The following is a 24,779-nucleotide window of genomic DNA, read 5'->3' as shown; positions in this document are numbered from 1 at the left end:
GAGAGTCTAGCGGATGGGCGGCTCGACCGGCGCGGGAGGCGTCGCTTCGATCGTCGTACCGGGGAGGCGTGTGCCGGCCGCGGCACGGACGGCACGGGCGATGCCCGCGGCGTCGATGCCTGCTTCGGCGAGCTGCCGCGACCGCGAGTCCTGATGGATCCACAGGTCCGGGATGCCGAGACGAGTGACGCTCGAAGCATCCAGCCCGAGCGCCTGCGCGGCTTCGAGAACGGCCGCGCCGAACCCGCCGATGATCGAGTGATCCTCTGCGGTGACCACGGGAACGCCCGCGGTGAGGAGTTCGGTTACAAGCTCGGCGTCAATCGGCTTGGCGAACCGCGCATCCCAGACGCCCACGCGGTACTCGCCGGAGAGCGAATCGGCGACTTCGAGTGCAGCGATGGCGGGCGTGCCGAAGGCGAGCACGGCGGCGTCGAGTTCGGAGACAGGGCAGGGAGGCGTCAGGCGACGCGCGCGACCGAGTTCGAAGGGCGGGCACGGCTCCGAAGCCAACCGCATGGACACGGTGTCGCGAGGGTAACGTACCGAGGACAGGCCGGCGTCGTAGCTCCGCATGAACTCGAGCGCGGCGAGCAGGCTCGGTTCATCGATGGCGGCCGTGATCGCGGCATCGGGCAGCACGCGCAGCAACGCGATGTCGCAGAAGCCGTGGTGCACCGCGCCATCGCCGCCGACGAGTCCGGCGCGGTCGAGGCACAACCGCACCGGCAGCCCCTGCAGCGCGACCTCCTGGAATGCCTGGTCGAACGCACGCTGGAGGAAGGTACAATAAACGGCGAAGAACGGCCGTCGGCCGGTGCGGGCGAGGCCGGCCATCATGTCCATCGCGTGGCTCTCGCAGATGCCCGTGTCCCACGCACGATCCGGGAAGCGTTCGAGGACGGGTGTGAGGCCGGTGCCGTCAGGCATCGCGGCGGTGCAGGCGACCGCGAGCGGATCACGCTCCATGATGTCAAGCATCGCCTCCCCGAAGGCCCGGGTGAACGATCGGCCGTCGGAGCGTAGTTCGACGCGGCACCCCTCCGAGAGGAGTTCGTCGTCCTCGGCCGTGTGGAACGCTGGGGGGGAGTGGAACCGTACGGAGTCCTTCTCGCAGAAGTCGTAGCCCTTGCCCTTGACGGTCTTGACGTGCAGGACCATCGGTCGGTCGAACTCGCGGGCCTCGGAGAGAAACTCGATGAGCGTGGGCAGGTCGTGCCCGTCGATGGGGCCGACGGTGACGAGGCCGAAGTGCTCGAACCAGCTCCCTTCGGAGATCATGGCCTTGGTGGCCTCGCCCATGCGGTGGTAGGCCTCTTCGAGGAGCGAGCCGCCGGGGATGTGGCGGAGGATGTCGCGAGCGCCCTTCTTGAAATCTGCGTAGATGTGGCTGAGGCGCAGGCGGTCGAAGTACTGCGAGAGTGCGCCCTGCGGCTTGCTGATCGACATGCCGTTGTCGTTGAGGACGACGAGGAACTGGCGCTTGAGCGTGCCGGCGTTGTTCAGGCCTTCCATGGCGACGCCGTTGACGATGGAGGCGTCGCCGATCAGCGTGACGACGCGCCGGCCGTCGGGGTTGGCACGCGGGTCGTAGGCCTCGCCGTTGAGCGTGTCGCCACGGGCCATGCCGATCGCGGTGGAGATGCCCGTGCCCGCGTGCCCGACGGCGAAGAGGTCGTAGGGCGATTCGCTCGGCGCCGGGAAGCCCGCCATGCCGGCGCGGGTGCGCAGACCCTGGAGCATGTGCTGCCTGCCGGTGAGCAGCTTGTGGGGGTAGCACTGATGACCGACGTCGAAGAGCAGCCGGTCATGGGCGAAGTCGAAGACCGCGTGCAGAGCGATCGTGAGCTCGACAACGCCGAGGTTCGGGGCGAGGTGGCCGCCGGAGTGCGCGACCTGCCGGACGATGGCCTCTCTGATCTCCGCCGCGAGTGTCTCCAGGTGTTCGACGCCCATCCCCTTGAGCTGGGCAGGGCTTTGGATGGTTTCGAGGATGGACATTCGGGTTCCTGGTGCCGGGCGGCCGGCTTTCAATAGATTCTGAAATCAGTGTAGTCCATTGTCACGCTGGGGTCGGCCCGGATTCTTCGGTGCCGGTCGTTCCCGCGTTCGCGTGAGCCTCTATTTCGTCCGAACAGCGATGTAGTCCGCCAGTTCTCGGAGCGCGGCCGCCCCGGGGCCGAGTGGGTTGAGAGCGAGGACGGCGCGAGCATGGAGTTCGGAGGCCGCTCGGCGTGACGCCTCGATGCCGAGCAACCCGGGATAGGTGAGTTTCCCGCCGGCGGCGTCCTTGCCGGTTCGCTTGCCGGTCTGTTCGTGCGTCTGCTCGACGTCGAGCAGGTCGTCGATGATCTGAAAGAGCAGGCCGATGGCCTCGGCGTAGTCCGTCAGTGCGGCAAGAGGGTCGGGGCACTCCGGTTGCCCCCCCGGCTCGCGCAGGCCCACGATCGCGCCCATGCGAACCGCGGCTCGGATGAGCGCGCCCGTCTTCTTGGCGTGGATGCGTTCGAGCGTCGCGTGCGTCGGAGCGAGTTCGTCGTGCCCGAGCGTGTCGAGCGTCTGGCCGACGATCATCGCCGAGGTCGCCTGCGCGAGTTCCGTGGCGAGCGACGAGGAGAGCGCGGTATCGGAGACACGGGCGACGGTCGCGAAGGCGAGCGCGAGCATGGCGTCGCCGGCGAGCAGTGCAACGGCCTCGCCCGCGTGCCGATGCAGCGTGGGCCGACCGCGGCGCAGATCGTCGTCGTCCATGCACGGCAGGTCGTCGTGGACGAGGCTGAAGGCGTGGACCAGTTCTACAGCGGCGCAGACCGGCAGGGCAGGCTCGCCTCGGCCGCAGACGGTTCGACAGGCGTGCCACGCCAGCAGCGGTCGCAGCCGCTTTCCGCCGTCGAGAGCCGCGTAGCGAACCGCCGCGTCCAGGACGCCCGGGTAACCGGCCCGTTCGATGCTCGAAGCGAGTTCACGTTCGATCGCTTCGAGCGGCGCGACCGTGCGGTGGGACAGACCGCTCGCCCCGGAGACGGCGGCGTTCGGCGCGGCAGGAACAGAGCTCGGGCAACGTGGGCACACGGGGCGTGAGTATAGAGGGCGAACGCCGGCGCCCGTTCCGTCTCGCTACGATCCGGGCCTATGCCGGGCTGGGTGCAGTTGCTGGTCGAGATCTTCCGCACCGGCGGGTGGGTCATGTACCCGCTGCTGGCGTTGAGCCTGCTGGCGGGCGCGCTGTGCTTCGAGCGGGCCGCCTTCTGGATGAGCACACACAGCCGGGGTCGGGTGCGGCGGTTGGCGAAGATCACGTCAAGGCTGCGGAAGGGCGACGTTGCCGCGGCCACTGCGCTCGCGGACTCGGACGCGTCGGTCTACGGGCGTCTCGCGGCATCGCTGCTTGGTTCGGGCGAGGCGTCGCGCGAGGCTCTGGAAGCGCTCGCCGCCGAGCAGATCGAGGCGATACGTCCCGCCCTCGAACGGTTCGCCGTACCGCTCTCGACGATCATCACCGCAGCACCGATGCTCGGCATCCTCGGCACGGTGACGGGCATCATCCGCAGTTTCCGGCTGCTCGGCGGGGCGGAGGTCGTCACGGACCCCGCGCTGGTGGCGGGAGGCATCGGGGAAGCGCTGTACACGACCGCGTTCGGGCTGGTTGTGGCGTTGGCGACGCTCTTCCCGTTCGTGGTCTTCCGGTCCCAGGCGGACCGTGCGCTCGGGAGGTTGGAGGCGTTGGCCGGCGTCATCGTCGCATGCCGCGCCGCCGACGCGGCGGGTGACGCTCGGGTTCAGGACCGGGATTCGGCTGCCCTGAGGAGTTCCCAGATTTCCTGAGCGCTCGCCGCGTTGTACATCCGTTCGCGGAAGTCTTCCATCGTCATCAGGCGGCTGATGCGGGCGAGAGCCTGGATGTGGTCGCTCGTCCGGTCGGCGGGGCTGGCCAGGAGGACGACGAGGCGCACGGGCTGATTGTCGATGGCCTCGAAGTCGAGCGGCTGGGCTGGTCGTCCGAGCGCCATGGCGAGCGCGGGCATGCCCGGGCACTTGCCGTGTGGGATGGCCAAGCCGTGCCCGATGCCCGTCGTGCGGGTCTGCTCGCGGGTCCAGACAGCTTCCTTGAGCGTGGCCGGGTTCTCGACCTTGCCCGCGACCGCGAGCAGGTCCACCAGTTCATCGATCACCCCGCGTTTGTCGGCCGCGTGCAGCGGCGCGCGAATGCACTCGGGGGTGAGGATGTCCAGCAAGTTCATCGGCCTCACCTCGGCGGAGCGAAAGGACCGGACCCGGCGCACTCGGTCGGCGTTCCGTCGCCGCACGCGAGGCCCCCGGAGGGGTGGCGGACAGTGTAGCCCCCACGCCCGAGGCCCGCCCTCATTTTCGGCGTGTCATCGTGCCAGAAGCGAAGCGAACGAGCCGTCGCGGTACGAGTTGTGAGATTCTCCCGGCAGGCCGGTCGGCGCGGCCAGGCCGCCGCGTGCGGGTGAGAATCGGTGCCACCTGCCCGCCCACTCGACCATCTCCTCGTTCTCCTCCGGCTCGAGGCTGCACGTCGAGTAAAGGATGCGACCGCGCGGAGAGAGCAACGGGATCGAGTCAGCGATGATCTGCCGCTGGGTGCCCGTCAGCCGTTCGAGCTGGCGTTCTCCGAGGCGGTAGCGAGCCTCGGCCCGCCTGGCGAGGACGCCGCTGTTGCTGCACGGCACGTCGAGGAGCACGAGGTCGGTTCGCCCGTCGCAACGCTGCCGCAGGAGGGAAGGGTCGATGACCTCCACGCCGGGATGCCGGGCGAAGGTCTCGGCCAGCACGGCGCGCCGCGAGTCGTCCACGTCCGTCGCCACGATCCGGGCGCTCGGGAACAACGCGGCCAGTTGGCGGGTCTTCGTGCCCTGCCCGGCGCAGACGTCGGCGATAAGCGAAGGTCGCTCGTTCGCCGCCGCGCCGACGGAGAGCGCGGAGCCGGCGTCCTGCACCCAGACGTCGGAGCGACTCCGCAGCAGCGCAACGAGCGCGGCGCGGGGACCGGTCCACACGAGGTGACCCGACGCATCGTGCGGCTCCACCGGCGTGTCCGCCGGCAACGGCGACGCGGCGTGGGCGACGTTCAGCACCGTGGGCGGCGGCACGAGCGTGTGCAACGCCTGGTACCGCGACCAGTCATGGCCGTGCCTCTTCACCCAGCGGCGGACGTGCCATTCGGGCAGGCTTGTCGCCACGCCCAGGCGCGCGACGGGGTCGTCGGGGAGCGCCGGCCCGGCCAAGGCGAGCGCACGGCCGTCGGAGAGCGGCAACTCGTCCCGGGCGAGCGTCGCCCGCTCGCGCAGCGCCCGCTCGCCCGACCCGTCCGGCGCGCGCAACTTCGCGAGCGCACGCAGGACGGCGTTCACCATCCCGCCAGCCCCCGGCCGCACGTGCCGCTTCGCCCACTCGACCGTCTCGTCGATGGCGGCGTGCGTGGGCACGCGGTCGAGCAGGAGCAGCTGGGCCGCACCGACGAGCAGCGCGGCCTGCACCTTCGGCTCGACCTTCCACCACGGGCGCGACAGGCATCGTTCCAGCAGATAGCGGAGCGTGAGCCAGCGGCGCACGCAGGCGTCCGCGATGGCGTGCGCGAAGGCCGCATCGCGCGCATCAAGCCCCGACTCGGGGAGTTCGGCGGGTTCGAGGTTCGGGAAGCGGCGCGCGTGGTGGGCGACCAGGCGCGTGGCCGCGTCCCTGGCGTCCGCCGCCTGGGCGCTTGCCCCGGGCGAGCGCGTCTCGAACGATCCACCGTGGCCGATCACGGGGCGAGTCTAGGTGAGGGTGGTGGGGGGGAAGCCGGCACGCGGAGCGACAAGCGCCGTCGCCGGCTGCTCTTCGGCATGGGCGTGCGGCGGAAGTTGATCGTGCTGCACACGTGCTTCTCGCTCGCCCTGACGGCGATGCTGCTGCTCGCGTTGCGGCCCGCGCTCGCGAAGGTCGTCCGCGAGGCCGAGGCCGATCACGCCGCGCTCGCGTTGCGCCTCGTCGCGGCCGAGGCGCGGGCGGGCGGTTCGTCGGCGGACCTGGCCGCGCTTGCGTCGAGCGCGTCGGCCCGCGAGCGCGGTCTTGAAATGCGTGCCGGCAGCGCGGAGGAACTCGGGCTTGACCCGGGCCTCGCCGCGCTCGCGCGGTCGAGACCGTGGACCCCGACCGGAGCGCCGGCGGACGACGAGAGCCAGGTCGCGGCGCTCTTCGTCGCGTGGGAGGAGGGCGAGGGCGTGTTCGTCACCGCGCGGGCGCGGATCGAGGCGGCGCGGTCGGCCGTGCTCAGGCTGTACGGCCTGGTCGCGCTCGCGCTGCTGTCGTTCTACGGGCTGATCGCGGCGGCGTTCGAGGTCTTCGTGCTGCCGCGGCAGGTCTACTCGCCGATCCGCCGCATTCTCGCCGCGGACGAGGCCGTGCAGGCCGGGCGTGCCTCGGAGGAGATCATCCCCGAATCCGCGATCCCGGCCGACGAACTCGGGGACATCATGCGGTCGCGGAACCGGTCGATCGTGTCGCTGCGCCGGCACGAGGCCGCGCTCGCCGATGCGCTCTCTCGGCTGGAGGAAGTCGCGACCGATCTGCGGCGCAAGAACCACCTGCTGGAAACGGCCCGCCGGAACCTCGCGGACGCGGACCGGCTGGCGAGCCTGGGGATGATGTCGGCGGGCATCGCGCACGAGCTGAACACGCCGCTGGCGGTGCTCAAGGGACTCGTGGAGAAGCTGGCCGCCGAGCCGACGCACCGCGTCGACGCCGCTGAGGCGGAGCTCATGCTCCGGGTGGTGCGGCGGCTCGAACGCCTGAGCGAGAGCCTGCTGGACTTCGCGCGCGCCCGACCGCCGGAGACCGCGCGTGTTCGCCTGCGGCCGCTCGTCGAGGAGGCCTTGACGCTCGTCCGACTCGACCGAGGCTCGGCGGACGTCGAGATGGTGGATCGCGTGCCCGATGCGATGGAACTCGACTGCGACGGCGATCGGCTCGTGCAGGTGCTGGTGAACCTCGTGCGGAACGCGGTCGATGCCGCCCGGCGCGGGGCGGGCCGGTCGCAGTCCAACGGCCGTCCCGCGGTCGAAGTCGAAGCAACATTGTCCCGCCGGGACGGGGGCGACTGGATCGCCCTCACCGTGACGGACAACGGCCCAGGCATCGAGCCGGCGGTCCTCTCGCGGATGTTCGAGCCGTTCGTGAGCACGACGCTGGACGCCCGCGGCACCGGGCTGGGGCTGGCGGTGGCCGAGGGCATCGTGCGGGAGCACGGCGGCGTTATGCTGGCCCGCAACCGTCCCGGCAGGTCCGGGGCGGTGTTCGAGGTCGTGCTCCCCGCGCCCGCGGCGGACACGGCCGGCAGAAGCGAGGAGGCGAAGAACGTTCCGTGACGCCCGCTGAAAGCGAACCCGTGCCGCACCGGCTGTCGATCGTCGCGCTCGACGACGACGACGACTTCCGCGAGTACGTCCGCCGCGTGCTCGAGGAGGAGGGGCACGAGGTGCGGGCGGTGGCGACGCCGGCGGCGTTCTACGCCGAGTGCGAGCGGGCGTTGCCGGACGTGGTCCTGCTGGACATCAAGATGGGGCCGCACAGCGGCGAGGAGGTGCTGGCCGAGATCCGCCGGCGGTGGTCGCGGCTGTGCGTGATCGTGGTCACGGGCTACCCGTCGCTGGACAGCATGCGGCAGACGTTCCGGCAGGACGTCTTCGACTATCTCGCCAAGCCGTTCTCGGTGGAGGAGCTGCGCCGGACGCTCGCGCAGGCGGCGGCGGCGTTCCATCTCGGCGAGCGGCCGCAGGACCGGCTGCGCCAGGAGCTCGGGCGGCACATCCGGCTGGCGCGGACGGAGCGCGGCTGGACGCTCAAGGAGCTCTCCGACGAGTCCGGCGTGAGCGTGAGCCAGCTGAGCTCGATCGAGCGCGGCGCGCACCTGCCGAGCCTCGAATCGCTGGTCGCCGTGGCCATTGCGCTGGGCCGCCAGCCTTCGGAGTGGCTCCGGGCCGCGGGGTTCTGACGGCGACGCGCCGGCGTTGACTTGCCGCCCGCCGGTCGCTTGAGTCCGTCCTTGAGCCGTCGCGCCGAGAGCCTGCCCGCCGTCGCGCCCGAGGTGTCGGGGGTGCTCTTCACGGCCTTCGAGCCGAGCGGGGACGATCACGCCGCGGCGGTCGTGCGCGAGCTCCGCTCGCGGCACCCGACGCTCCCGATCTACGCCTGGGGCGGGCCGAAGATGGCGGCCGCGGGGGCGACGCTCGTCGAGCGCACGGGCGAGGACGCGGTGATGGGCGTGCCGGGGCTGGCGAAGGTGCGCGAGCACCAGCGGATCAACCGGCGGGTGCGGGCGTGGCTCGAGAGGCACCCGGAGGTGCGGCTGCTCGTGCCGGTGGACTCGCCCGCGGCGAACTTCCCGATCTGCCGGATCGCGCGGTCGATGGGGCTGCGCATCGTGCACCTGGTCGCGCCGCAGGTCTGGGCGTGGGGGGGGTGGCGCATCCACAAGCTGCGCCGGCTGACCGATCTGCTGCTCTGCCTGCTCCCCTTCGAGCAGGCGTGGTTCGGCGAGCGGGGGATCCCGGCGCGGTTCATCGGGCACCCGCTCTTCGACCGGCCGCTGGACCGGGCCGCGCTCGACGAGGCCGCGGCGGGACTGCCCGAAGGATCGCCCCGCATCGCCCTGATGCCCGGCTCGCGGCCCGCCGAGATCACGAAGAACTTCCCGCTGCTGCTGGAGGCGTTCCGGGCGATCGGCCGGGCGCACGAGGGGGCGGTCGGCGTGGTCGCGGCGACGACGCCGGCCGTCGAGCAGCGGCTGCGGGCGATCGCGGCGGGCCACGGCGGCTGGCCCGGGTCGCTCAGCGTGGTGGCGGGGCGGGCCGACGCGGTCATCCACTGGTGCGAGCTGGCGCTGGTCGTGAGCGGCACGGTCACGCTCCAGATCGCCCGCCAGCAGCGGCCGATGGTCATCGTCTACCGCTCGAACCCGCTGGTGTACGTGCTGCTGGCGCGGTGGGTGCTCTCGACCGAGTTCTTCACGCTCCCCAACCTGATCGCGGGGCGGGAGATCGTGCCGGAGCTGGTGCCGCACTTCGGCGGCCCGGAGCCGATCGCCGAGCACGCCCTGCGGCTGCTCGCGGACCCGTCGCTCGCGGCCCGGCAGCGGGCGGAGATGGCGCGGATCGCGGAGAAGTTCGCGGGCCGGCACGCGGCCCGCAGCGCGGCCGACGCCGTCGAGCAGTCGCTCGGGCTGGTGAGCGTCGCGGCCGAGACGGTCTGACCCGCGGGTTCTGCCTTCGGTCCCTGCGTTCCGGCCGCTGCGCCCCGGGGATCCGTCGCTGGACCCCGGGGATCCATCGCTGATCCCCGGGGATCGTCGGATGAACCCCGCGTCGCGCGATCAGTCCGGCCCGGGTCGCACGGGCAGGAGCGCGACGGTGCACCGCGCGTTGCCGATGCGGTCGGTCAGGCCGAAGCCGTCGAGGATCGGCGCGCCGACGGGCAGGTCGCGGTCGAGGGCCTTGTGCGCGAGGGCGTGCAGGTCGTGCTCGGCCGTCGCAGCGTCGGCGGTGAAGAGAATGATGAGCACGCCCGCGAGCCGGATGGCGCGTTCGGCGGCGAGCTTGCGGGCGTCGGCGAGCGGACCGCCGACCAGCTCGGCGGCGTAACGCCGGTTCGGCCCGGCGAACCCCTCGACGTAGGTGAACTGTCCGACGGCCTTCACTTCGAGCCACGCCGCGTCGGAGGGGGGGACGGCGCCCTGGGGCATGCGCTCAACCGCGGCGGACGCCTCGAAGAGGGTGCCCGCGGCCCGGTCGCGCTCCCGCAGCTCGACCGTCTCGTCCATGAGGCGCAGCCCCGGGCGTTCGAGCACGACCAGGTCGCACCGCTTCCGCTCGGCGTGCCGTGCGAGGCGGGCCGGCTCGCCGGGGTAGGGCTGCTCGCGGAGCGCCTCGAAGCCGGCGTCCGCGAGGCCGGCGGCGAGGATGGGGTGGAAGGCGGTCTCGTCGAGGGCGTCGAGGCCGTGGACGGCCTGCTCGGCGTCGAGACGACGGGCCTCGGCCCGGAGGGCGGCTGTGCAGGCCTCGACCAGGGCCTCTGGACACCACATGCAGGATCGACGATACTCCCCGCTCGCCCGGGGCGGCGGGGGTCGCGCCCGGGACAGACACGGACGCCCTCGCGCGGCCCGCCGGACCAGGGCCGCATCGCGCCGGCGACCCACAGCACGGAGCCGACATGCAAGCCCTGACCGACTTCATCGACGTGATCAACGGCGTGCTCTGGCACGACTACGTCCTGTACATCGTGCTCGCCACGGGCGTGCTGTTCACAATCTGGTCCGGCTTCGGGCAGTACCGCGCGCTGACGCACGGCGTGCAGGTGATCCGCGGCAAGTACGACAACAAGGCCGACCCGGGCGCGATCAACCACTTCCAGGCGCTCTCGACCGCGCTCTCGGCGACGGTGGGGCTGGGCAACATCGGCGGCGTCGCGCTGGCCATCGCGCTGGGCGGGCCAGGCGCGGTCTTCTGGATGTGGATGGTGGGCATCTTCGGCATGGCGTTGAAGATGACCGAGGTCACGCTCGCCATGCTCTACCGCAACACCGACGACCCCGAGAACCCGCACGGCGGGCCGATGTGGGTGGCGCAGAAGGGCTTCGAGAAGTGGAGCCCCGCGCTCAAGCCGCTGGGCGCGATCGTCGGCGGCATCTTCTGCGTCACGCTCATCATCTCGGCGATCACCGGCGGCAACATGTTCCAGGCCTGGAACGTCGCCGAGATCACCAACAGCTACTTCCCGGCCGTGCCGAAGTTCGTGGTCGGCGTGATCCTCGCGATCCTCGTCGGCATGGTCATCATCGGGGGCATCAAGCGCATCGGCGCGGTGGCCGGGCGGCTGGTGCCGCTCATGTGCATCCTGTACCTGCTGGCGGCGGTGTACGTCCTCGTCGTGCACATCGGCGACATCCCGAACATGCTGAAACTCATCGTCGTCTCGGCCTTCACGCCCGCCGAGGCCGGCGGCGCGTTCCTCGGCGGCACCGCCGGGTACGCCTTCCTGTGGGGCATGAAGCGGGCGTTGTTCTCGTCCGAGTCGGGCCAGGGGTCGGCCCCCATCGCCCACTCCGCCGCCAAGACGAACGAGCCGGTCCGCGAGGGCGTCGTCTCGGGCCTCGAGCCGTTCATCGACACCATCGTCGTCTGCACCCTGACGACGCTCGTCATCCTGCTCAGCGGCGCGTGGAACCGCGAAGCGGAAGCGACCTTTGACTCGATGCCCGCCCTCGTGAACGCCCACGCACTGACCGTGCAGGAGGGAACCCGATCGCGGACCATCCACGGCGTGCTCATCGGTGAGAGCGAATCGGAAGTAGCCTTCCTCAACGGCGAGACCGGCCCGGGCGAACCCGCGTACAAGGTCTGGCCGCGTTCCGCCGTCGTCGCGCTCGGGACGGACCCGTCCCGGTGGGTGCCCCGGACCGAGGGCGTTCCGGAGAAGACGGCCGAGGCCAGGCGCATCAGCGGGGCGTGGCGTGCGGGCAACACGGTGTTCATGATCGTCCACGGCGACCACGACTCGCGCACCGGCCGCGATCTGCACCGCCTCCGAGGGTTGGTTCAGGACGTGAACGGCACGCTGCGCATCGCCTGGGCCCCGTACTCATCCCCCAACGAGCCGCGACTCGACAGCCCGGGTCTCTACAACGATTTCGTCGGTGCCGCCCTGACCGGACACGCCTTCGACCGCGTGATGCCGGGCCTGGGGATGTGGCTCGTCACCATCGCATGCTGGCTCTTCGCCGTCTCAACCATGATCTCCTGGGCCTACTACGGCGAGCAGGGGATCGTCTACCTCGTCGGCAACGGGGGCGTCATGCTCTACAAGGTGTGCTATTGCGCACTCATCATCATCTCGACGCTCGGCTTCATCCGCACGGACGCCCAGCTCGACTCGTGGACCGCGCTCGGCACGGGCGTCATGCTCTTCGCCAACATCCCGATCATGCTCATCTTCGGGTCGCAGGCGATGAAGGCCTACCACACGTACATCGGCAAGTTGAAGCGGGGCGAGTTCGTCGGTCACCCCTATCCGAAGCCGCTGGACGTGGTCGAGGGCAAGGACGTCAAGTGACGTGCAACCCGGCGCGCATCACGCCGCGCCGGCCAGCGTGCCGTCCGTCTCGCGGGCGATCTTCGAGATCGTCTCGCGGGCGGACTCGCGCGCCATCGCCGCCGACCGGCGCACGCACGCACGCCACGCCCACGGCAGCGGGAGGGCCGTCAGCGGCAGGTACCAGGCGTAGGTCAGCCACGGCATGCGCGTCGTCCATCCGCCGTAGGCCGGCCAGTACGTCGCCAGCAGCGAGTCCGTCAGCAGCACGCCCGGCCAGACCGTGACGGCGAGCACGACCGCGAAGACCGCCGGCATCGGCCACGGGCGCCGCAGGTCGAAGGTGATCCGCGTCGTGCCGTCCTGCCCGTCGGCAAACCGTCCCCTGAGGACGTGCGTGAACGGCGTGGCGAACGCCTCGGCCTCAAAGGCCGTGTCATCGACCGGCCGGTAGTCGGGCAGGCGGCCGCGCCGGGCGGCGGTCGAGAGCCGCGCAAGCGCATCGGCGGGCGCGAGAGGCGTGCGGACCTCGGGCAGCGGCGCAGCGGGCGTTGCGGGTCGGGGGTCGCTCACGCGATGGCTCTCTGGCCGAATCGTGGGGGAGTCATGCGGTGCCGGGCGGGAAGTGTATCGGCCGCGGGGCGAGTCCCAATAACGGCGATTGTGCGCCTGGCGGAGCATGCTGCGAGCCGGGCACACCGTTCGCCCGTAGAAATGGCGAGTGACGGACCCGCGTTTTCAGTCCCGATCCGGCGTGCCCGCGTTGCGAGTGGTCAACGCCGGGACGTTGCCGCGTCGGCGAACGGTGCGCACGGACGACGCTGCCCCGGACATCCGATGGGCGGACGCGGCCCACGCGGTCGAGGTCGAGAACCGCTCCGCGGCCGCGCTGACCGCGTCAGACGCCCGCTGGGCGATGGCGGTCCGAGTGGCGGCCTCGCTGGAGGGCGGTCGTGCCGCCGTCCTGCCGCCGGAGAAGCGCGACCGCCTCGTCGCGCTGGGCGTGAACCTCGGCCTGCGCCCGTTCGACACGAACCTCGTGATCGCCATCGTGCAGGACGCGGCCCGACTGGGCGAAGGGCTGCACGGCCCGAGCGTCGAGCCGCGGCTCCGGCTCGTGCGGCCGGCTCAGCGCGAGCGCACGCCCGCGCACCCGGTCGTGCTGCTCGTCATGGCGGCCGCGCTGGCCGTGGTAATGGTGCAGATCGCGCTGGCGTGGTTGACGGAGTGAAGGGTGAAGCCGTGTGAGGGTGAACCGCTCCCTCACGGTCGCGGCTCGTTTGTTCACTCGACGTTCAGACTCCGCAGGTACGCGGCCAGTTCCGCCCGGAGGCGTTCGCGCTCGTTCGTCGCCTGCGTGATCTCCGCGCCGATCTGTTCGAGGCGGGTTTCCTGGTCGGAGAGCCGCTTGACGTAGCGCGTGTAGAGGTCGCTCTGGCGGTCCACGGTCTGCATGTTCTGGCGGACGCGCTGCTGGTCGGTGTTGATCTCATTGCGCTCGTTCTGGAGCCGGGCGATCGTCCTCTCCGCCTCCTGGACGAGGGCCTGCCGCCGGGCGGCCTCCCGGAACGCCTCGACGACCTTCGCCGATGCACGCCCCGCCTGCTGGTGCGCCAGCAGCGTGGGCAGGTCGTAGGAGAGCAGCTCGAGCCGTTGGCTCTGCACGATCTGCTGCGTCACGGCCAGTTTCGCCGTGTCGTTGGCCTTGGCCGACACCTCAAAACGCAGCGTGTCCTGTGTGCGTTCCTTCGGCTCGGCGGTGTCCACGAGTTCCCAGCCCTCGAGTCGCGGGTGCTCGACGATGATGGTTCGCCCCTGCTCGCGATCCTTGTTCTCGAACGCGTACTCGACCGTCTGCTGCTGCTGGGTCGTCTGCTCGATCAGCCCGTCCACGATCCGGACCTTGCGCACCGAGGATGCACCCCGGTCGGTGGTCGTCGCGGCCACGTCCAGATCGACGGCGTAGGCGAGGAGGCGTTTGTCGCCCGCGGGGACGTGGCCGATCTGGGCGTCGCCCGCGTAGGCCGCGCCGTCGAAGACGGCGATCGGGCCTGGCATGAGTTGCAGGTCGCTGGTGTTCGTGATCTCGACGCCGCGCATGGGGCTGGAGAGGCCGTCGTTGCGGTTGAAGATGCTGACGCGTCGGGCGTCGATCAGGGCGGAGAGGATCGGCAGCATGGCGGACTGCTGGCGCGCGACCGTGACCGGCGTATCGAGGACGTACTGGAAAACCTCGCCCTCCTGCGCGGCGGTGGCACGCGAGCCGGCGACGTAGCGCCCGAGCATCTCCGCCGTGAACCCGGCCGAGAAGTCACCCGCCTCCTTGTCCATCGCGGCGGTGGGCGCTCCCGGCATGAGGAGACGCGCCGTGGCTCCTCGCCTCCTCTCGGTCGCGCTCTCCTCCTGTGCATCACGCATCGGGCTTTTGCCGACGCCGGCGGCGTATTCGCGCGGCGTGACCCCGGACGCGACGGGCACGGGCACCTCGGGGCGGTCGAGGTACAGCGGCTCGTAGAGGTCCATGCGGAAACTCACCGGCTGGCCGGCGACGAGCGCCAGCCGCACGTTCTGCCAGTCCTCATCCGTGGTGTTCTCGACGATGGCCCACCCCTGGAGCCGCGGCCCGGCATCGCCGCCCTCCTCGGGCAGCACCAGCCGGTACGAGGTCTTCCACACCGGCGTCTCCTGCACATAGGCGATGACCACGCGGCGCGACCCGCGACCTGTAAAGTCGATCGCCACCGACTTCGTCGTGTCCGCCCGGTGCTCGGCCAGCGCGGCGAGGGCCTTGTTCAGTTCGTCGGCGAGGGCTGCGTCGAGCACCTGGAACGAGCGCACCGAGTCGAGTTGCACGGTCCGCACACCCTGGGCCGTGAGCAGGTTCAGCGAGTGCTCGACCGTCGAACGGTTCGTCTGGGGATGCACGACGTTCCGCGCCTCGACGCCCAGCACGGCCCCGCGCTCTTCGCCTTCCGTCGTGCGCACGAGCACCTGGGCCCCTCGCAGTCGCGTGAGCAGGACGGCCCGGCTCGGGTCATCGGAGATGTCCACCGCGAACGCCCGCAGGCGGCGTTCCAGCGGCTCCTTCGAGGCGTAGGTCACACCGGCCACCGTGCCGCCGTCGAGGTCGAGCACGACCATCGACTTGAGGATGTCGTTCACCTGCTCGGTGCGGAAGCGGAGGCTGGCCTGCGCGTCACCCTCGACGACGCCCTGCCGAACGAACGAGCCGACCCCCGATCGGTAGAGCGTGATCTGGCTGATGGGCAGCGAGTCGGCCCCGTCGCCGATGGCGAGGGCGGCGTGCGGCGCGGCGAGCACCATCCCGGCGGCGAGCACGAGCGCGGCGGTCGAGTGTTTCACGGTTCGTCTCCTGGCTCGGGCGTGTGATCAGGCCCGGCGCAGCCTAGGTACCGCCGTGGGCTTGGAGCGGGTGCCGACTGGCGGGTGTGTTGCGCGGGCGTGACACGACCTGCCGTGCCGTATAGTGGCGCGGGAGGTCGCATGGCACGGCTGCCGGTGCTCGACGGGGGTTCTATTCACGCGGGCCTCGACGGGCTTGGACGCGAACTTGCAGCGGCGGTGGAGGGCGAGGTCCGGCTCGGCCTGCACGACAGGATGCTCTACGCGACCGACGCGTCTCTCTACCAGGTCGAGCCGCTGGCGGTCGTGATTCCCGCGTCGGTCAAGGACGCTGTTCGCGCGGTGCAGTTCTGCGCTTCGCGTGGGCTGCCGATCCTGCCGCGCGGCGGCGGGACGAGCCTCGCCGGGCAGTGCACGAACCGGGCCGTCGTGATCGATTTCTCCGTGAACTGCCGGGGCGTGCCGTCGGTGGATGCCGGAGCGCGGCGCTGCCGGGTCGAGCCTGGCGTGTGCGTGGACGAACTGAACGAGCGGTTGGCGCCGCTGGGCCTCTTCTGGCCGCCGGACCCGGCAACAAGCCGGCACGCGAACGTCGGGGGGTGCATCGGCAACAACGCGGCAGGGGCACGGTCGATCCGCTACGGACGGACGAGCGAGAACCTTCTCTCGATCGAGGCGTGTCTGGCCGACGGAACACAGGTGCGGTTCGGTCCGGGCGCGGCCCGCGTGCAGCCGCGCGTGGCCGATCTGACCGGGGGGGTGGTCGAGATCGTCCGAGCACAGGCCGGGTTGATCCGCGAGAGATATCCGAAGACGGTCCGGCGCAACGCGGGGTACGGTCTGGACGAAGTGCTCCGGCAGCTGGACGCGGGCGTGCCCCCGCTGGACGTGAATCTTGCGCCGATGCTGTGCGGCAGCGAAGGGACGCTCGCGGTGACGCTCGGCGCGGAGTTGCTGCTCTCGCCTTTGCCGGTCGCGCGCGGGCTGGCGGTGGTTGGGTTCGCGTCGCTCGACGAGGCGGTCGAGAAGGTCGCGCCGATCCTCGCGCTGAGGCCGACGGCAGTCGAACTGCTCGACGACATGGTGCTTTCGCTGGCGAGGGCGAATCCCGGCTGCTCGCGGCTGCTGGACGTGCTGCCGATGGTGAACGGCGTGACGCCGGCGGCGGTGCTGTACGTCGAGTTCTCCGCCGAGCGTGACCGCGGCGAGATCGACGCGGGTTTCGCCGCGCTGCGTGGGCTGTTGCCCGGTGTGCCGGCAATGCTGCATGTCGAACCTTCGGCGATGCTGCGGGCGTGGGCGCTCCGCAAGGCGGGCGAGCCGCTGCTGCACGGCGTGCCGGGAGATCGCAAGCCGGTGACCTTCGTCGAGGACAACGCCGTCCCCGTCGAGCGGCTGGCAGAGTTCGTGCGCCGATTCCGGGAGATCGTGACGCGGCACGGGACGAAGGCGGCGTACTGGGCGCACGCCTCCGTGGGCGTGCTGCACGTGCGACCGATGATCGACCTGCACGACGAGAGCGACCTCGCGCTCCTGCGGTCGATCGCCGTCGAGGTCGCCGACCTCGCCCGCGATCTCGGCGGCGTGATGTCGGGCGAGCACGGCGACGGGCGGGTTCGATCGCCGCTCATCGAGCGGTTCTACGGCCCGGAACTCGTGCGCGCGTTCCGCGAGGTCAAGACGCTCTTCGACCCGCAGAACCTGCTCAACCCCGGCAACATCGTGGCGCCGCTTGGCGCAGGCGACGCGCTCGGTCGCGGCGGGCCGGGGGTCGAGTCGATCACGGAAAAACTGAGAGTGCGCCCGATCTGCGCGGACGTGCGCGCGCCGATCGTGGACACGTACTTCGACTACGCAGGGCAGCACGGGTTCGGCGGCGCTGTCGAGCAGTGCAACGGCGCGGGCGTCTGCCGAAAGAAACGCGGCGGGACCATGTGCCCGTCGTACATGGGCACGCTGGACGAGCGGCACTCGACGCGCGGTCGCGGCAACGCCCTGCGCCTCGCCATCACCGGCCAGTTCCCCGGCGGCGAGGTCGGTTCGCCCGCATGGAACGACGCCGAAACGCTCGCCACGCTCGACCTGTGCCTCTCGTGCAAGGCGTGCAAGGCGGAATGTCCGAGCAACGTTGACGTCGCGAAACTGAAGGCGGAGTACCTGGCCCAGGGCTATCGGGCGCGTGGCGGCGCACCGTTCGTCGCGAGGGTCTTCGGGCGAGTGCGAGAACTCTCGCGCGTGGCGTCGTTGACACCCCGGCTGGCGAATGCTGTGAATCGCACCGGGGTCGCGCGCCGCATGGCGGAGCGTCTCCTCGGCATCGACCGCCGGCGCACGCTGCCGGAGTTCGCGGCGCCGCTGCATCGGCGCGTGCGTGGTCGCGTTATCAGGCGACCCGATGATCTCCGGGGAGGTGCGCAAACGGTCGTGGTGTTCGGCGATTGCTTCACGCTCTACGGCGAGCGCGGGCTGGGCGAGGCGGCCGTTCGCGTGCTCTCCGCCTTCGGATACCGCGTCGCGCTCGCCGATGCGGGGTGTTGCGGCAGGGCGATGATCTCCACGGGGCTGCTCGAAGACGCCAGAACGACGATCGACCGGACGATCAATCGGCTGCTTCCGTGGCTCGAGGACGACCGCGCCGAGTCGATCCTCGTTCTGGAGCCTTCGTGTCTGTCCGCGATCAGGGACGACTGGCTCAGCCTGCGGACCACGACGCCGATCGAGGTCCGACGGCGCATCGCGGCGCACGCCGTGCTCGTGGAGGAGTTCCTCGAGCAGCGGTGGGGGAACCACCCGAACCGGTCCGAGGTCGAAGCCGCCCTCGCGGCGCGGCCTGGGGGCGCACGCATGCTCTTCCATGCGCACTGCCACCAGAAGTCGCTCTGGGGCCAGGAAAGTTCGGGTGCGCTGCTGCGGCGAATCGTCGGTGATGGTCTGACGACGCTCGACGCCGGGTGCTGCGGCATGGCCGGCTCGTTCGGCTACACGACCGGCCGGTACGATCTCTCGATGCGGATCGGGGACCTGGCGTTGTTCCCGGCCGTCCGCGGCGATCCGGGCGCGACCGTCGTCGCCACGGGCACCTCGTGCCGGCACCAGCTCAAGGACGGCGTCGGCGTGCGGGCGCTGCACCCGGTCGAGTGGCTGGCGTCCATGCTCGACTGATCGGGCGTCAAGTGTCGTCGCGCTGCTCGACGACCGAGGCCCGATCCTTGTCGTAGACGTAGAGCGTGCCCGGCTGCTCGTTGCGGCAGGGCTTGTGAGAGCCGTCGCAGAAGGGCGGGTTCTTCGTCAGTCCGCACCCGCAGATCCACAGCGGTTTGTCCGTCGGAATCAGGCCCGGCTCGATCTTGTACGGGCCGTCGCGTTCAAATCGGACCATGCGAGCCACGGCGAACTCCTCCGCTCAGGCGGGACTCTGGAGGGTTTCGAGGATGCCGGTCAGGACGTCCTCTGCGGCTTCGGGGGCGGCGCCGAGGTACGTCCGCGTGATGATCCGGTGTGCGCACACGGCCGTCACGTTGTCGAGGATGTCCTCCGGCACGGCGTAGTCGCGTCCGCGGAAGAGGGCGGTCGCGCGAGCGGCCTGCGTGAGCGCGAGCGAGCCGCGCGGCGAGAGGCCGATCTGGATGCGGTCGTGGCGGCGGGTGGCGTTGGCGAACTCGACGACATAATCGAGCAGGGCCGGATCGACGCGCACGCGATCAACCTCGGACTGGAGGTGCAGCAGCTCGTCCTTGTCGATCGCCGGCTTGAGCGATTCGAGCACGGTTGTCGCCGGGCGGAGTTCGAGGATGCGCCGTTCGTCCTCGGGGGCGGGGTATCCGAGCCGGACGCGCATGAGGAACCGGTCGAGCTGGTTCTCGGGGAGGGGATAGGTGCCCTCGAACTCGTAGGGGTTCTGGGTGGCGAGCACCATGAAGGGCTGGTCGAGACGGTGAACGACGCCGTCGATGGAGACGCTCGCCTCGCTCATGGCTTCGAGCAGGGCGGTCTGGGTGCGGGGCGTGGTGCGGTTGATCTCGTCGGCGAGGACGATATTGGCGAAGATGGGGCCCCGCTTGAAGGTGAACTCGCCGGTCTCGCGGTCAAAGATGGAGACCCCGAGCACGTCGCCCGGCAGCATGTCGGGGGTGAGCTGGATGCGACTGAAGGAGCAGTGGATGCTGCGAGCGATGGCGTTGGCGAGGACGGTCTTGCCGACGCCGGGAACGTCCTCAATCAGCAGGTGCCCGCGGGACAGAAGACAGCAGATGATCCGATCGACGGCTGGGCTGTTGCCGAGGAAGACCCGTTGCACGTTGTCGCGGAGTCGCTGGATGGCGTCGGGCATGGGGTCTGCTCGCTGGTCCGGTTCGTCCGCGAAGATGGGGGGTTGCGTGGGGGCGTGAGTATATGGGGGTCTGGGGGGTTCGCGCGGGGCGATCCGCGGTCGCGTATGCTCAACGCCGCTCGCCGGGGGGCAGCCGCGGGGTCGAGTGAGTGCATCGGAGCGCCATGAGTGAAACGGCCCGACAGGGGGGGGGAAGCAGCGCACGGCAGGGCGGAACACCCCGCGCCGAACGCCCCACCGGTTCGCTCGCGCTCGACCTGACCGGCGACCTGCCCTGCGCTTCCTGCGGGTACAACCTGCGCGGGCTGTCCGTGAGGGCGAACTGCCCTGAGTGCAGCGTGCCCGTGAGGGCGACGATCCTCGCCAGAATCGATCCCAGGGCGACCGAGATCCAGCCCATCCCCCGCCCGCAACTCGTCGCGGCTGGCGTCATGTGCTGGTCCCTCGGGGCCCTTGCGGCTGCGCTCTTCACATGGATGATTCAGATCGCCCACGTCGCCGAGCTGATGCGAGGCGCGGCGTGGAACGTGGGGTGGTGTCCTGAGGCCGGTGTCCTGGCGATGCTGGTCTCCGGGCTGGGTTCGCTTGCGGTCGTGCGTCCCCACGCTGGCATCCCCGCGCGGAACGTGGTTCTGGCGATGATCGCCGCGGGGGCGTACGTGCCCCTTGCCTGGCTGCACTGGCAGATCGTGGGCGTGCTGGACGCCGTCGCACCACCTCCGTACTTCGCGCAGAGCGGCATCGTCGAGGAACTGGTGTTCGACAGGTTGTGCCTGCGCCTGGCGATGTCGGGGGTGATGGCGGTGATGGTGCTGTGCCTGCGACCGAACCTGCGGCTGCTGGTGGCGCGGTCGCTGGTGCTGCGGACGGGTCGCGTGGATCGTCAGACCATGTACGCCGTGCTTGCTTCCGTCGCGGTCATTGCTCTGGGCGACACGATGGGGTTGCTCGCGGCGGTGCTGCGAGGCCCGATCGGAGACTTGACAGCCATTTCCAGCCTCTTCCTCGTCGCGGTGGGTTCGATGCTGCTCACGATCGCTCTGACGGGGCTTGTGATCGACTCGTGGCGGCTGATGCCTGTGCTGCTGCGTCGTCCGCTCGCGCTCGGAGACGTCTTCGGCGGGGATGAGCCTGAATCGCCGGAGGGAGGGCGATGACGGAGGCCGAGCGTGCACGGTTCGATCGGTTGCTTGAGGAGGTGATCGAGAGCCTGCCGAGGCGTGTGCGCGCGGTCTTGGAGGAACTGCCGGTGATCGTTGTTGACCGGCCGTCCCCCGCCCTGCTCGACGAACTCGGCATCCCGCCCGAGGAGCACGCCGATGCCGCCGAGGAACTCTGCGGCCTGCACACGGGGGTCTCGTTGCCCGATCGGTCGGTCGATCGCTCCGGCGACCTGCCGGACGACATCCACCTCTTCCGCGTGGGCATCGTGAACCTCGCCGGGGGGTGGGAGAGCGGCGACGAGGCCGTGCGTGAGGAAATCCGCATCACGCTCCTGCACGAGATCGGGCACCACTTCGGGCTGGACGAGGACGACCTGGCGGACCTCGGGTACGACTGAGCGAAAAGGCTCGCGGGGCGGTTCCTGGTGCGGTTCAGGCGGTACACTCTGGCGGAGCGAGCGGAGTGCTCCTGGAGAAAGTTCCATGCGTCACGCTGTCGTCTGTTGGTTGGCGGCCTGTTTCGTCCTTGCAGTCTTCGTCCCTGGCACGAGAGCGCACGACGGCGGTCCGGCGGGTGTCGTCGTCCTCGAAGTCGAGGGCGCGCCGGTGGAGGCTGCCGGCCCGCTGGCGTGGCTGGGCATGGGGGAGACCACGCTCCGGGACTATGTCGGGATGCTGCACGAGGCCGCGTGGCGCGACGACGTGGACGCGGTCTTCGTCCGCCTCAAGGACTCCGCGCTGGGGTTTACCCACGTGCAGGAGTTGGGTGATGCGATGCTGGCGGTTCGGGAGGCCGGCAAGCGGGTGATCGTGTACGCCGAGAACTACGGGCCGACCGACCTGCTGCTCGCGTCGTACGCGGACGAGAGCCTGATCCAGCGGGCGGGTTCGGTGTCGTTCCCCGGGATGCACATGGAGGAGATATTCCTTGCAGACACGCTGACGTGGATCGGGATGAAGGCCGATCTTGTGCAGGTCGGCGATTACAAGGGCGCGAACGAGATGTTCACGCGAAGCGGCCCGAGCGAGGCGTGGGACCAGAACGTCACCCAACTGCTCGACGGGCTGTACGCCGAGATGCGGGCGACGCTGAAGGCGAACCGCGGGTTGAGCGACGCGGAACTCGACGCGGCGATGCGAGACCTGTGGTGGGGGACGGCGGAGGAGGCCGTTCGCCATCGACTGCTCGACGGAGAAGTTGATCTCGACGAGATCGAGGACCGGCTGGCGTCATCGCTCGGCGCGGAAGTCGAGTGGGCCGACGAACTCGGAGCGTCCGTGCAGCCGCCGAGCATGTCGGACCCCTTCGCGGTCTTCCGCATCTTCACGCAGCAGCCCGACCACTCGGCCAAAATGCCCAGCATCGCGGTCGTCTATATCGACGGCGCGATCGTGGACGGCGATTCGTCCCGGGGCGGGTTCCTCGGCGAGTCGAGCGTCGGCAGCCGCACCATCCGAAACGCTCTTGACGACATCCTCCACGACGACCTGATCCTCGGCGTCGTGGTGCGCATCGACTCGCCCGGCGGGTCGGCGACCGCGAGCGAGGTCATCTGGCAAGGGCTACGGCGTGTCGCTGCCGAGAAGCCGGTCTGGGTGAGCGTGGGGTCGATGGCGGCCTCGGGCGGCTACTACATCGCCGTCGGCGGCGACCGCATCTACATGAACCCGTCGAGCATCGTCGGCTCGATCGGCGTCGTCGGGGGCAAGATCTCGATGGGGCCGCTCTACGACAGACTCAAGGTGCGGGTGACGACCCGGACGCGCGGCCCGGCGGGCGACATGTTCTCATCCACCGAGCCGTGGTCACCGACGCAGGTCGAGCAGGTCCGGGCGAAGATGAAGCAGACCTACGACCTGTTCGCCCGCCGCGTCGTCGCGGGGCGACCCGGCATCGATCTCTCGAAGACCGCCGAGGGTCGTCTGTTCACGGCCGAGCGGGCGATCGCGCTCGGCATGGCGGACGAGATCGGGGGCCTGGACTCGTGCATCGAAGCGATCGCCGCCGAACTCGGTCTTGACGAGTACGACGTGCTCGAGTTCCCCGGTCCCAAGAGCATCGCGGAGTTGCTCGAAGAGATGTTCGGCTCGGCGCTGGCAGCGCCGGGTCTGTCGCTCCCGGCAGGATTCACCGACGCGGCCGGCGAACTGCTCGGGGATCAGACCTGGTCGCAGGTCAGGCGCGGCGCCGCGGCCCTCGTGCAACTCCGCCGCGAGCCTGTACTGCTCACCCTGCCCAAGGCGATCGTGGTTCGCTGAGCCGAAGACGAAGCGTCAGACCTCCATGATCTCGCGGGTCTTCTCCTCGACGGCGGCGTCGATCAGCCCTTCGTACTTCTTGAGCATCTCCTGGATCTCGGTCTTCAGGGTCTCGATTTCGTCTTCGGGGTAGTGCTTGCCTTCCTGCTTTGCCAGCCCGTCGGCGTGCTTGTTGGCGTCGCGGCGGGCATTCCGAAGGGCGACCTTCTGCTCTTCGCCCATCTTCCGCGCCTGCCCTGCCAGTTGCTGCCGCCGCTCGGTCGTCAGTGCGGGGACGTTCAGGCGGATCTGCTTCGCCTCGACGATCGGGTTCATGCCCAGACCAGACGACTCGATCGCCTTCTTGATCTCGCTGAGCGAGCCGGGATCGAACGGCTTGATGAGGATCTGCGTCGGCTCCGGGATGCTGATGGCGGCGAGTGCCTTGAGGTCGGTCGAGGAACCGTAATAGTCCACCTTCAGGTAATCGACGAGCGCGGTCGTTGCCCGCCCGGTGCGGATGCCTCGGAGTTCTTTCTTCAGGTAGTCCACGGCCTTGAGCATCGCGTCTTCGGTTTCGAGGAGGATGGTGTCTGGGTCGGTCATGGGTTCGCTCCGTGATCGGGCCGTCGGTTCGTCGGCTTAGGCGCGGTCCACGCGGGTGCCGATCGGCTCGCCGGCGACGACGCGCCGGATGTTGCCGGGCTGCTTGAAGTCGAACACGACGACGGGGATGCCGTGTTGCTGGCACATGGCCAAGGCGGTCAGGTCCATGATGCCGAGCCGCTGCTCGATGGCCTGAGTGAAAGTGAGACGTTCATATCGCTTGGCGGTCGGGTCTTTGCGAGGGTCGGCCGTATAGACGCCGTCCACCTTGGTCGCCTTGAGGAGCACGCCGCACTCCAGTTCGCGGGCGCGAAGGGCAGCGCAGGTATCCGTCGTGAAGAATGGATTGCCTGTGCCCGCGACGAGCACGACGACCCTCCCTTTCTCCAGGTGCCGCAGGGCGCGCCCCCGGATGAACGGCTCGGCAACCGAACGGACTTCGAGGGCGGAGAGCACCCGGGAGTCCACGCCGAGCGTCAGGAGTTTCTCCTTCAGGGCCAGACCGTTGATGACGGTGCCGAGCATGCCCATGTAGTCGGCTGTGGCCTGCTCGATGTGCCCGGCGGCGGCGAGTTGTGCCCCGCGAACGATATTCCCGCCGCCGACGACCACGGCGACCTGGACACCGCTCCGGGTCGCGTCGGCGACCTCTCGGGCGATCAGTTCGAGTTCGTCCGGGTCAATGCCGAAGCCCCCCGGCTTGCAGAAGGCCTCGCCGCTGAGTTTGAGCAGGACGCGACGGGGCTTCTGTGCCTTTCCGGCAGCCGCCTGCCTGGCCTGGGTCGAGGCGGTGTCGGGCATGTGGGCGGCTCCATGGGAGGAAAGGGGTTCCGGCGGCCGCATTGAACGGCGCGGGGGGGCGGGCGTCAAGCGATAGAGGGGATCGAACCCGTTGTCCGAGGCGTGCGAACAGGCTCGCGGCGTGCCCGAAGGCAGCGGCAACGCCGGGCGAGAGCGCAGGTAGACTCACACGGAGCGCCGCCGCGTCG

At 70.1% G+C, this 24,779-nt stretch carries 21 protein-coding genes; 10 read left to right on the top strand and 11 right to left on the bottom strand.

What is annotated here, in order from left to right; translation table 11 throughout:
• Positions 1-6: 6 nt before the first annotated feature.
• Complete coding sequence (gene dxs, locus FBT69_12530; protein MDL1905618.1) at positions 7-2,001, bottom strand: 1-deoxy-D-xylulose-5-phosphate synthase; 1,995 nt, start codon at positions 1,999-2,001, stop codon at positions 7-9.
• Between the two features lie 120 nt (positions 2,002-2,121).
• A complete protein-coding gene (locus FBT69_12525) occupies positions 2,122-3,072 on the bottom strand; it encodes a polyprenyl synthetase family protein (protein ID MDL1905617.1) in 951 nt (316 codons plus the stop codon).
• A gap of 60 nt (positions 3,073-3,132) precedes the next feature.
• Here FBT69_12525 and FBT69_12520 point away from each other — a divergent pair, with 60 nt between their 5' ends.
• The gene (locus tag FBT69_12520) at positions 3,133-3,825 is read left to right on the top strand and encodes a MotA/TolQ/ExbB proton channel family protein (protein ID MDL1905616.1); all 693 of its coding nucleotides are present in this window, start codon (positions 3,133-3,135) and stop codon (positions 3,823-3,825) included.
• On the opposite strand, the gene FBT69_12515 is transcribed toward FBT69_12520, so the two are convergent.
• Both FBT69_12515 and FBT69_12510 read right to left on the bottom strand, forming a co-directional pair.
• Positions 3,780-4,241 (bottom strand): PTS sugar transporter subunit IIA, encoded by a 462-nt coding sequence (locus FBT69_12515; GenBank protein ID MDL1905615.1) that lies wholly within the window; start codon positions 4,239-4,241, stop codon positions 3,780-3,782. The two genes, FBT69_12520 and FBT69_12515, sit on opposite strands and share 46 nt — an antisense overlap.
• A gap of 135 nt (positions 4,242-4,376) precedes the next feature.
• The gene (locus FBT69_12510; protein ID MDL1905614.1) at positions 4,377-5,771 is read right to left on the bottom strand and encodes a hypothetical protein; all 1,395 of its coding nucleotides are present in this window, start codon (positions 5,769-5,771) and stop codon (positions 4,377-4,379) included.
• Between FBT69_12510 and FBT69_12505 the strand changes: the two genes are divergently transcribed.
• The 3 genes from FBT69_12505 to lpxB are packed head-to-tail and all read left to right on the top strand — an operon-like array spanning position 5,760 to position 9,253.
• Entirely contained in the window at positions 5,760-7,370 is a 1,611-nt protein-coding gene (locus FBT69_12505) for a HAMP domain-containing histidine kinase (protein ID MDL1905613.1), read from the top strand. The two genes, FBT69_12510 and FBT69_12505, sit on opposite strands and share 12 nt — an antisense overlap.
• Complete coding sequence (locus tag FBT69_12500; protein MDL1905612.1) at positions 7,367-7,996, top strand: response regulator; 630 nt, start codon at positions 7,367-7,369, stop codon at positions 7,994-7,996. Before FBT69_12505 ends, FBT69_12500 begins: the two co-directional genes overlap by 4 nt.
• A gap of 21 nt (positions 7,997-8,017) precedes the next feature.
• Complete coding sequence (gene lpxB, locus FBT69_12495) at positions 8,018-9,253, top strand: lipid-A-disaccharide synthase (GenBank protein MDL1905611.1); 1,236 nt, start codon at positions 8,018-8,020, stop codon at positions 9,251-9,253.
• 120 nt (positions 9,254-9,373) lie between these two features.
• Here the strand turns inward: lpxB and FBT69_12490 are convergent, their stop codons facing one another.
• Complete coding sequence (locus FBT69_12490) at positions 9,374-10,084, bottom strand: hypothetical protein (protein ID MDL1905610.1); 711 nt, start codon at positions 10,082-10,084, stop codon at positions 9,374-9,376.
• Between the two features lie 128 nt (positions 10,085-10,212).
• Between FBT69_12490 and FBT69_12485 the strand changes: the two genes are divergently transcribed.
• On the top strand, positions 10,213-12,111 hold the full coding sequence (locus FBT69_12485; GenBank protein MDL1905609.1) for a sodium:alanine symporter family protein: 1,899 nt from the start codon (positions 10,213-10,215) through the stop codon (positions 12,109-12,111).
• Between the two features lie 18 nt (positions 12,112-12,129).
• Here the strand turns inward: FBT69_12485 and FBT69_12480 are convergent, their stop codons facing one another.
• Positions 12,130-12,663, bottom strand: a complete 534-nt coding sequence (locus FBT69_12480) for a hypothetical protein (protein ID MDL1905608.1) — start codon at positions 12,661-12,663, stop codon at positions 12,130-12,132.
• Between the two features lie 148 nt (positions 12,664-12,811).
• On the opposite strand from FBT69_12480, the gene FBT69_12475 reads away from it, so the two are divergent.
• Entirely contained in the window at positions 12,812-13,321 is a 510-nt protein-coding gene (locus FBT69_12475) for a hypothetical protein (protein MDL1905607.1), read from the top strand.
• A 53-nt stretch (positions 13,322-13,374) separates the two neighbouring features.
• On the opposite strand, the gene FBT69_12470 is transcribed toward FBT69_12475, so the two are convergent.
• Complete coding sequence (locus FBT69_12470; GenBank protein ID MDL1905606.1) at positions 13,375-15,453, bottom strand: hypothetical protein; 2,079 nt, start codon at positions 15,451-15,453, stop codon at positions 13,375-13,377.
• Between the two features lie 141 nt (positions 15,454-15,594).
• Here FBT69_12470 and FBT69_12465 point away from each other — a divergent pair, with 141 nt between their 5' ends.
• Positions 15,595-18,615, top strand: a complete 3,021-nt coding sequence (locus FBT69_12465; protein ID MDL1905605.1) for an FAD-binding protein — start codon at positions 15,595-15,597, stop codon at positions 18,613-18,615.
• 7 nt (positions 18,616-18,622) lie between these two features.
• On the opposite strand, the gene FBT69_12460 is transcribed toward FBT69_12465, so the two are convergent.
• Together FBT69_12460 and FBT69_12455 are read right to left on the bottom strand one after the other, a co-directional pair.
• Positions 18,623-18,841 carry a CDGSH iron-sulfur domain-containing protein gene (locus FBT69_12460; GenBank protein MDL1905604.1) on the bottom strand — a complete coding sequence of 73 codons (219 nt, stop codon included), beginning with the start codon at positions 18,839-18,841 and terminating at the stop codon, positions 18,623-18,625.
• Positions 18,842-18,856: 15 nt separating this feature from the next.
• Positions 18,857-19,783 carry an AAA family ATPase gene (locus tag FBT69_12455; GenBank protein ID MDL1905603.1) on the bottom strand — a complete coding sequence of 309 codons (927 nt, stop codon included), beginning with the start codon at positions 19,781-19,783 and terminating at the stop codon, positions 18,857-18,859.
• Between the two features lie 164 nt (positions 19,784-19,947).
• Here FBT69_12455 and FBT69_12450 point away from each other — a divergent pair, with 164 nt between their 5' ends.
• From FBT69_12450 to FBT69_12440, 3 genes are all read left to right on the top strand, one after another.
• On the top strand, positions 19,948-20,940 hold the full coding sequence (locus FBT69_12450) for a hypothetical protein (GenBank protein ID MDL1905602.1): 993 nt from the start codon (positions 19,948-19,950) through the stop codon (positions 20,938-20,940).
• Positions 20,937-21,344, top strand: coding sequence for a metallopeptidase family protein (locus FBT69_12445; protein MDL1905601.1), 408 nt, complete (start codon positions 20,937-20,939; stop codon positions 21,342-21,344). The genes FBT69_12450 and FBT69_12445 overlap by 4 nt, the downstream gene beginning before the upstream one ends.
• A gap of 85 nt (positions 21,345-21,429) precedes the next feature.
• A complete protein-coding gene (locus FBT69_12440) occupies positions 21,430-23,205 on the top strand; it encodes a hypothetical protein (GenBank protein MDL1905600.1) in 1,776 nt (591 codons plus the stop codon).
• A 15-nt stretch (positions 23,206-23,220) separates the two neighbouring features.
• Here the strand turns inward: FBT69_12440 and FBT69_12435 are convergent, their stop codons facing one another.
• Positions 23,221-23,790, bottom strand: a complete 570-nt coding sequence (locus FBT69_12435) for a ribosome recycling factor (GenBank protein ID MDL1905599.1) — start codon at positions 23,788-23,790, stop codon at positions 23,221-23,223.
• Between the two features lie 36 nt (positions 23,791-23,826).
• Positions 23,827-24,591 carry a UMP kinase gene (locus FBT69_12430; GenBank protein MDL1905598.1) on the bottom strand — a complete coding sequence of 255 codons (765 nt, stop codon included), beginning with the start codon at positions 24,589-24,591 and terminating at the stop codon, positions 23,827-23,829.
• Between the last annotated feature and the right edge of the window lie 188 nt (positions 24,592-24,779).

Source organism: Synechococcales cyanobacterium CNB (genome assembly GCA_030263455.1).
Lineage (GTDB): Bacteria > Planctomycetota > Phycisphaerae > Phycisphaerales > UBA1924 > CAADGN01.
Note: the sequence above shows the minus strand (reverse complement) of the source record. Positions and strands in the feature narration are given on the sequence as shown.

Excerpts from the sequence above, each read along its gene's own strand:
- dxs (MDL1905618.1), bottom strand. The coding sequence starts at position 2,001 with ATGTCCATCCTCGAAACCATCCAAAGCCCTGCCCAGCTCAAGGGGATG.
- FBT69_12520 (MDL1905616.1), top strand. The coding sequence starts at position 3,133 with ATGCCGGGCTGGGTGCAGTTGCTGGTCGAGATCTTCCGCACCGGCGGG.
- FBT69_12515 (MDL1905615.1), bottom strand. The coding sequence starts at position 4,241 with ATGAACTTGCTGGACATCCTCACCCCCGAGTGCATTCGCGCGCCGCTG.
- FBT69_12490 (MDL1905610.1), bottom strand. The coding sequence starts at position 10,084 with ATGTGGTGTCCAGAGGCCCTGGTCGAGGCCTGCACAGCCGCCCTCCGG.
- FBT69_12485 (MDL1905609.1), top strand. The coding sequence starts at position 10,213 with ATGCAAGCCCTGACCGACTTCATCGACGTGATCAACGGCGTGCTCTGG.
- FBT69_12465 (MDL1905605.1), top strand. The coding sequence starts at position 15,595 with ATGGCACGGCTGCCGGTGCTCGACGGGGGTTCTATTCACGCGGGCCTC.
- FBT69_12455 (MDL1905603.1), bottom strand. The coding sequence starts at position 19,783 with ATGCCCGACGCCATCCAGCGACTCCGCGACAACGTGCAACGGGTCTTC.
- FBT69_12450 (MDL1905602.1), top strand. The coding sequence starts at position 19,948 with ATGAGTGAAACGGCCCGACAGGGGGGGGGAAGCAGCGCACGGCAGGGC.
- FBT69_12445 (MDL1905601.1), top strand. The coding sequence starts at position 20,937 with ATGACGGAGGCCGAGCGTGCACGGTTCGATCGGTTGCTTGAGGAGGTG.
- FBT69_12440 (MDL1905600.1), top strand. The coding sequence starts at position 21,430 with ATGCGTCACGCTGTCGTCTGTTGGTTGGCGGCCTGTTTCGTCCTTGCA.
- FBT69_12435 (MDL1905599.1), bottom strand. The coding sequence starts at position 23,790 with ATGACCGACCCAGACACCATCCTCCTCGAAACCGAAGACGCGATGCTC.
- FBT69_12430 (MDL1905598.1), bottom strand. The coding sequence starts at position 24,591 with ATGCCCGACACCGCCTCGACCCAGGCCAGGCAGGCGGCTGCCGGAAAG.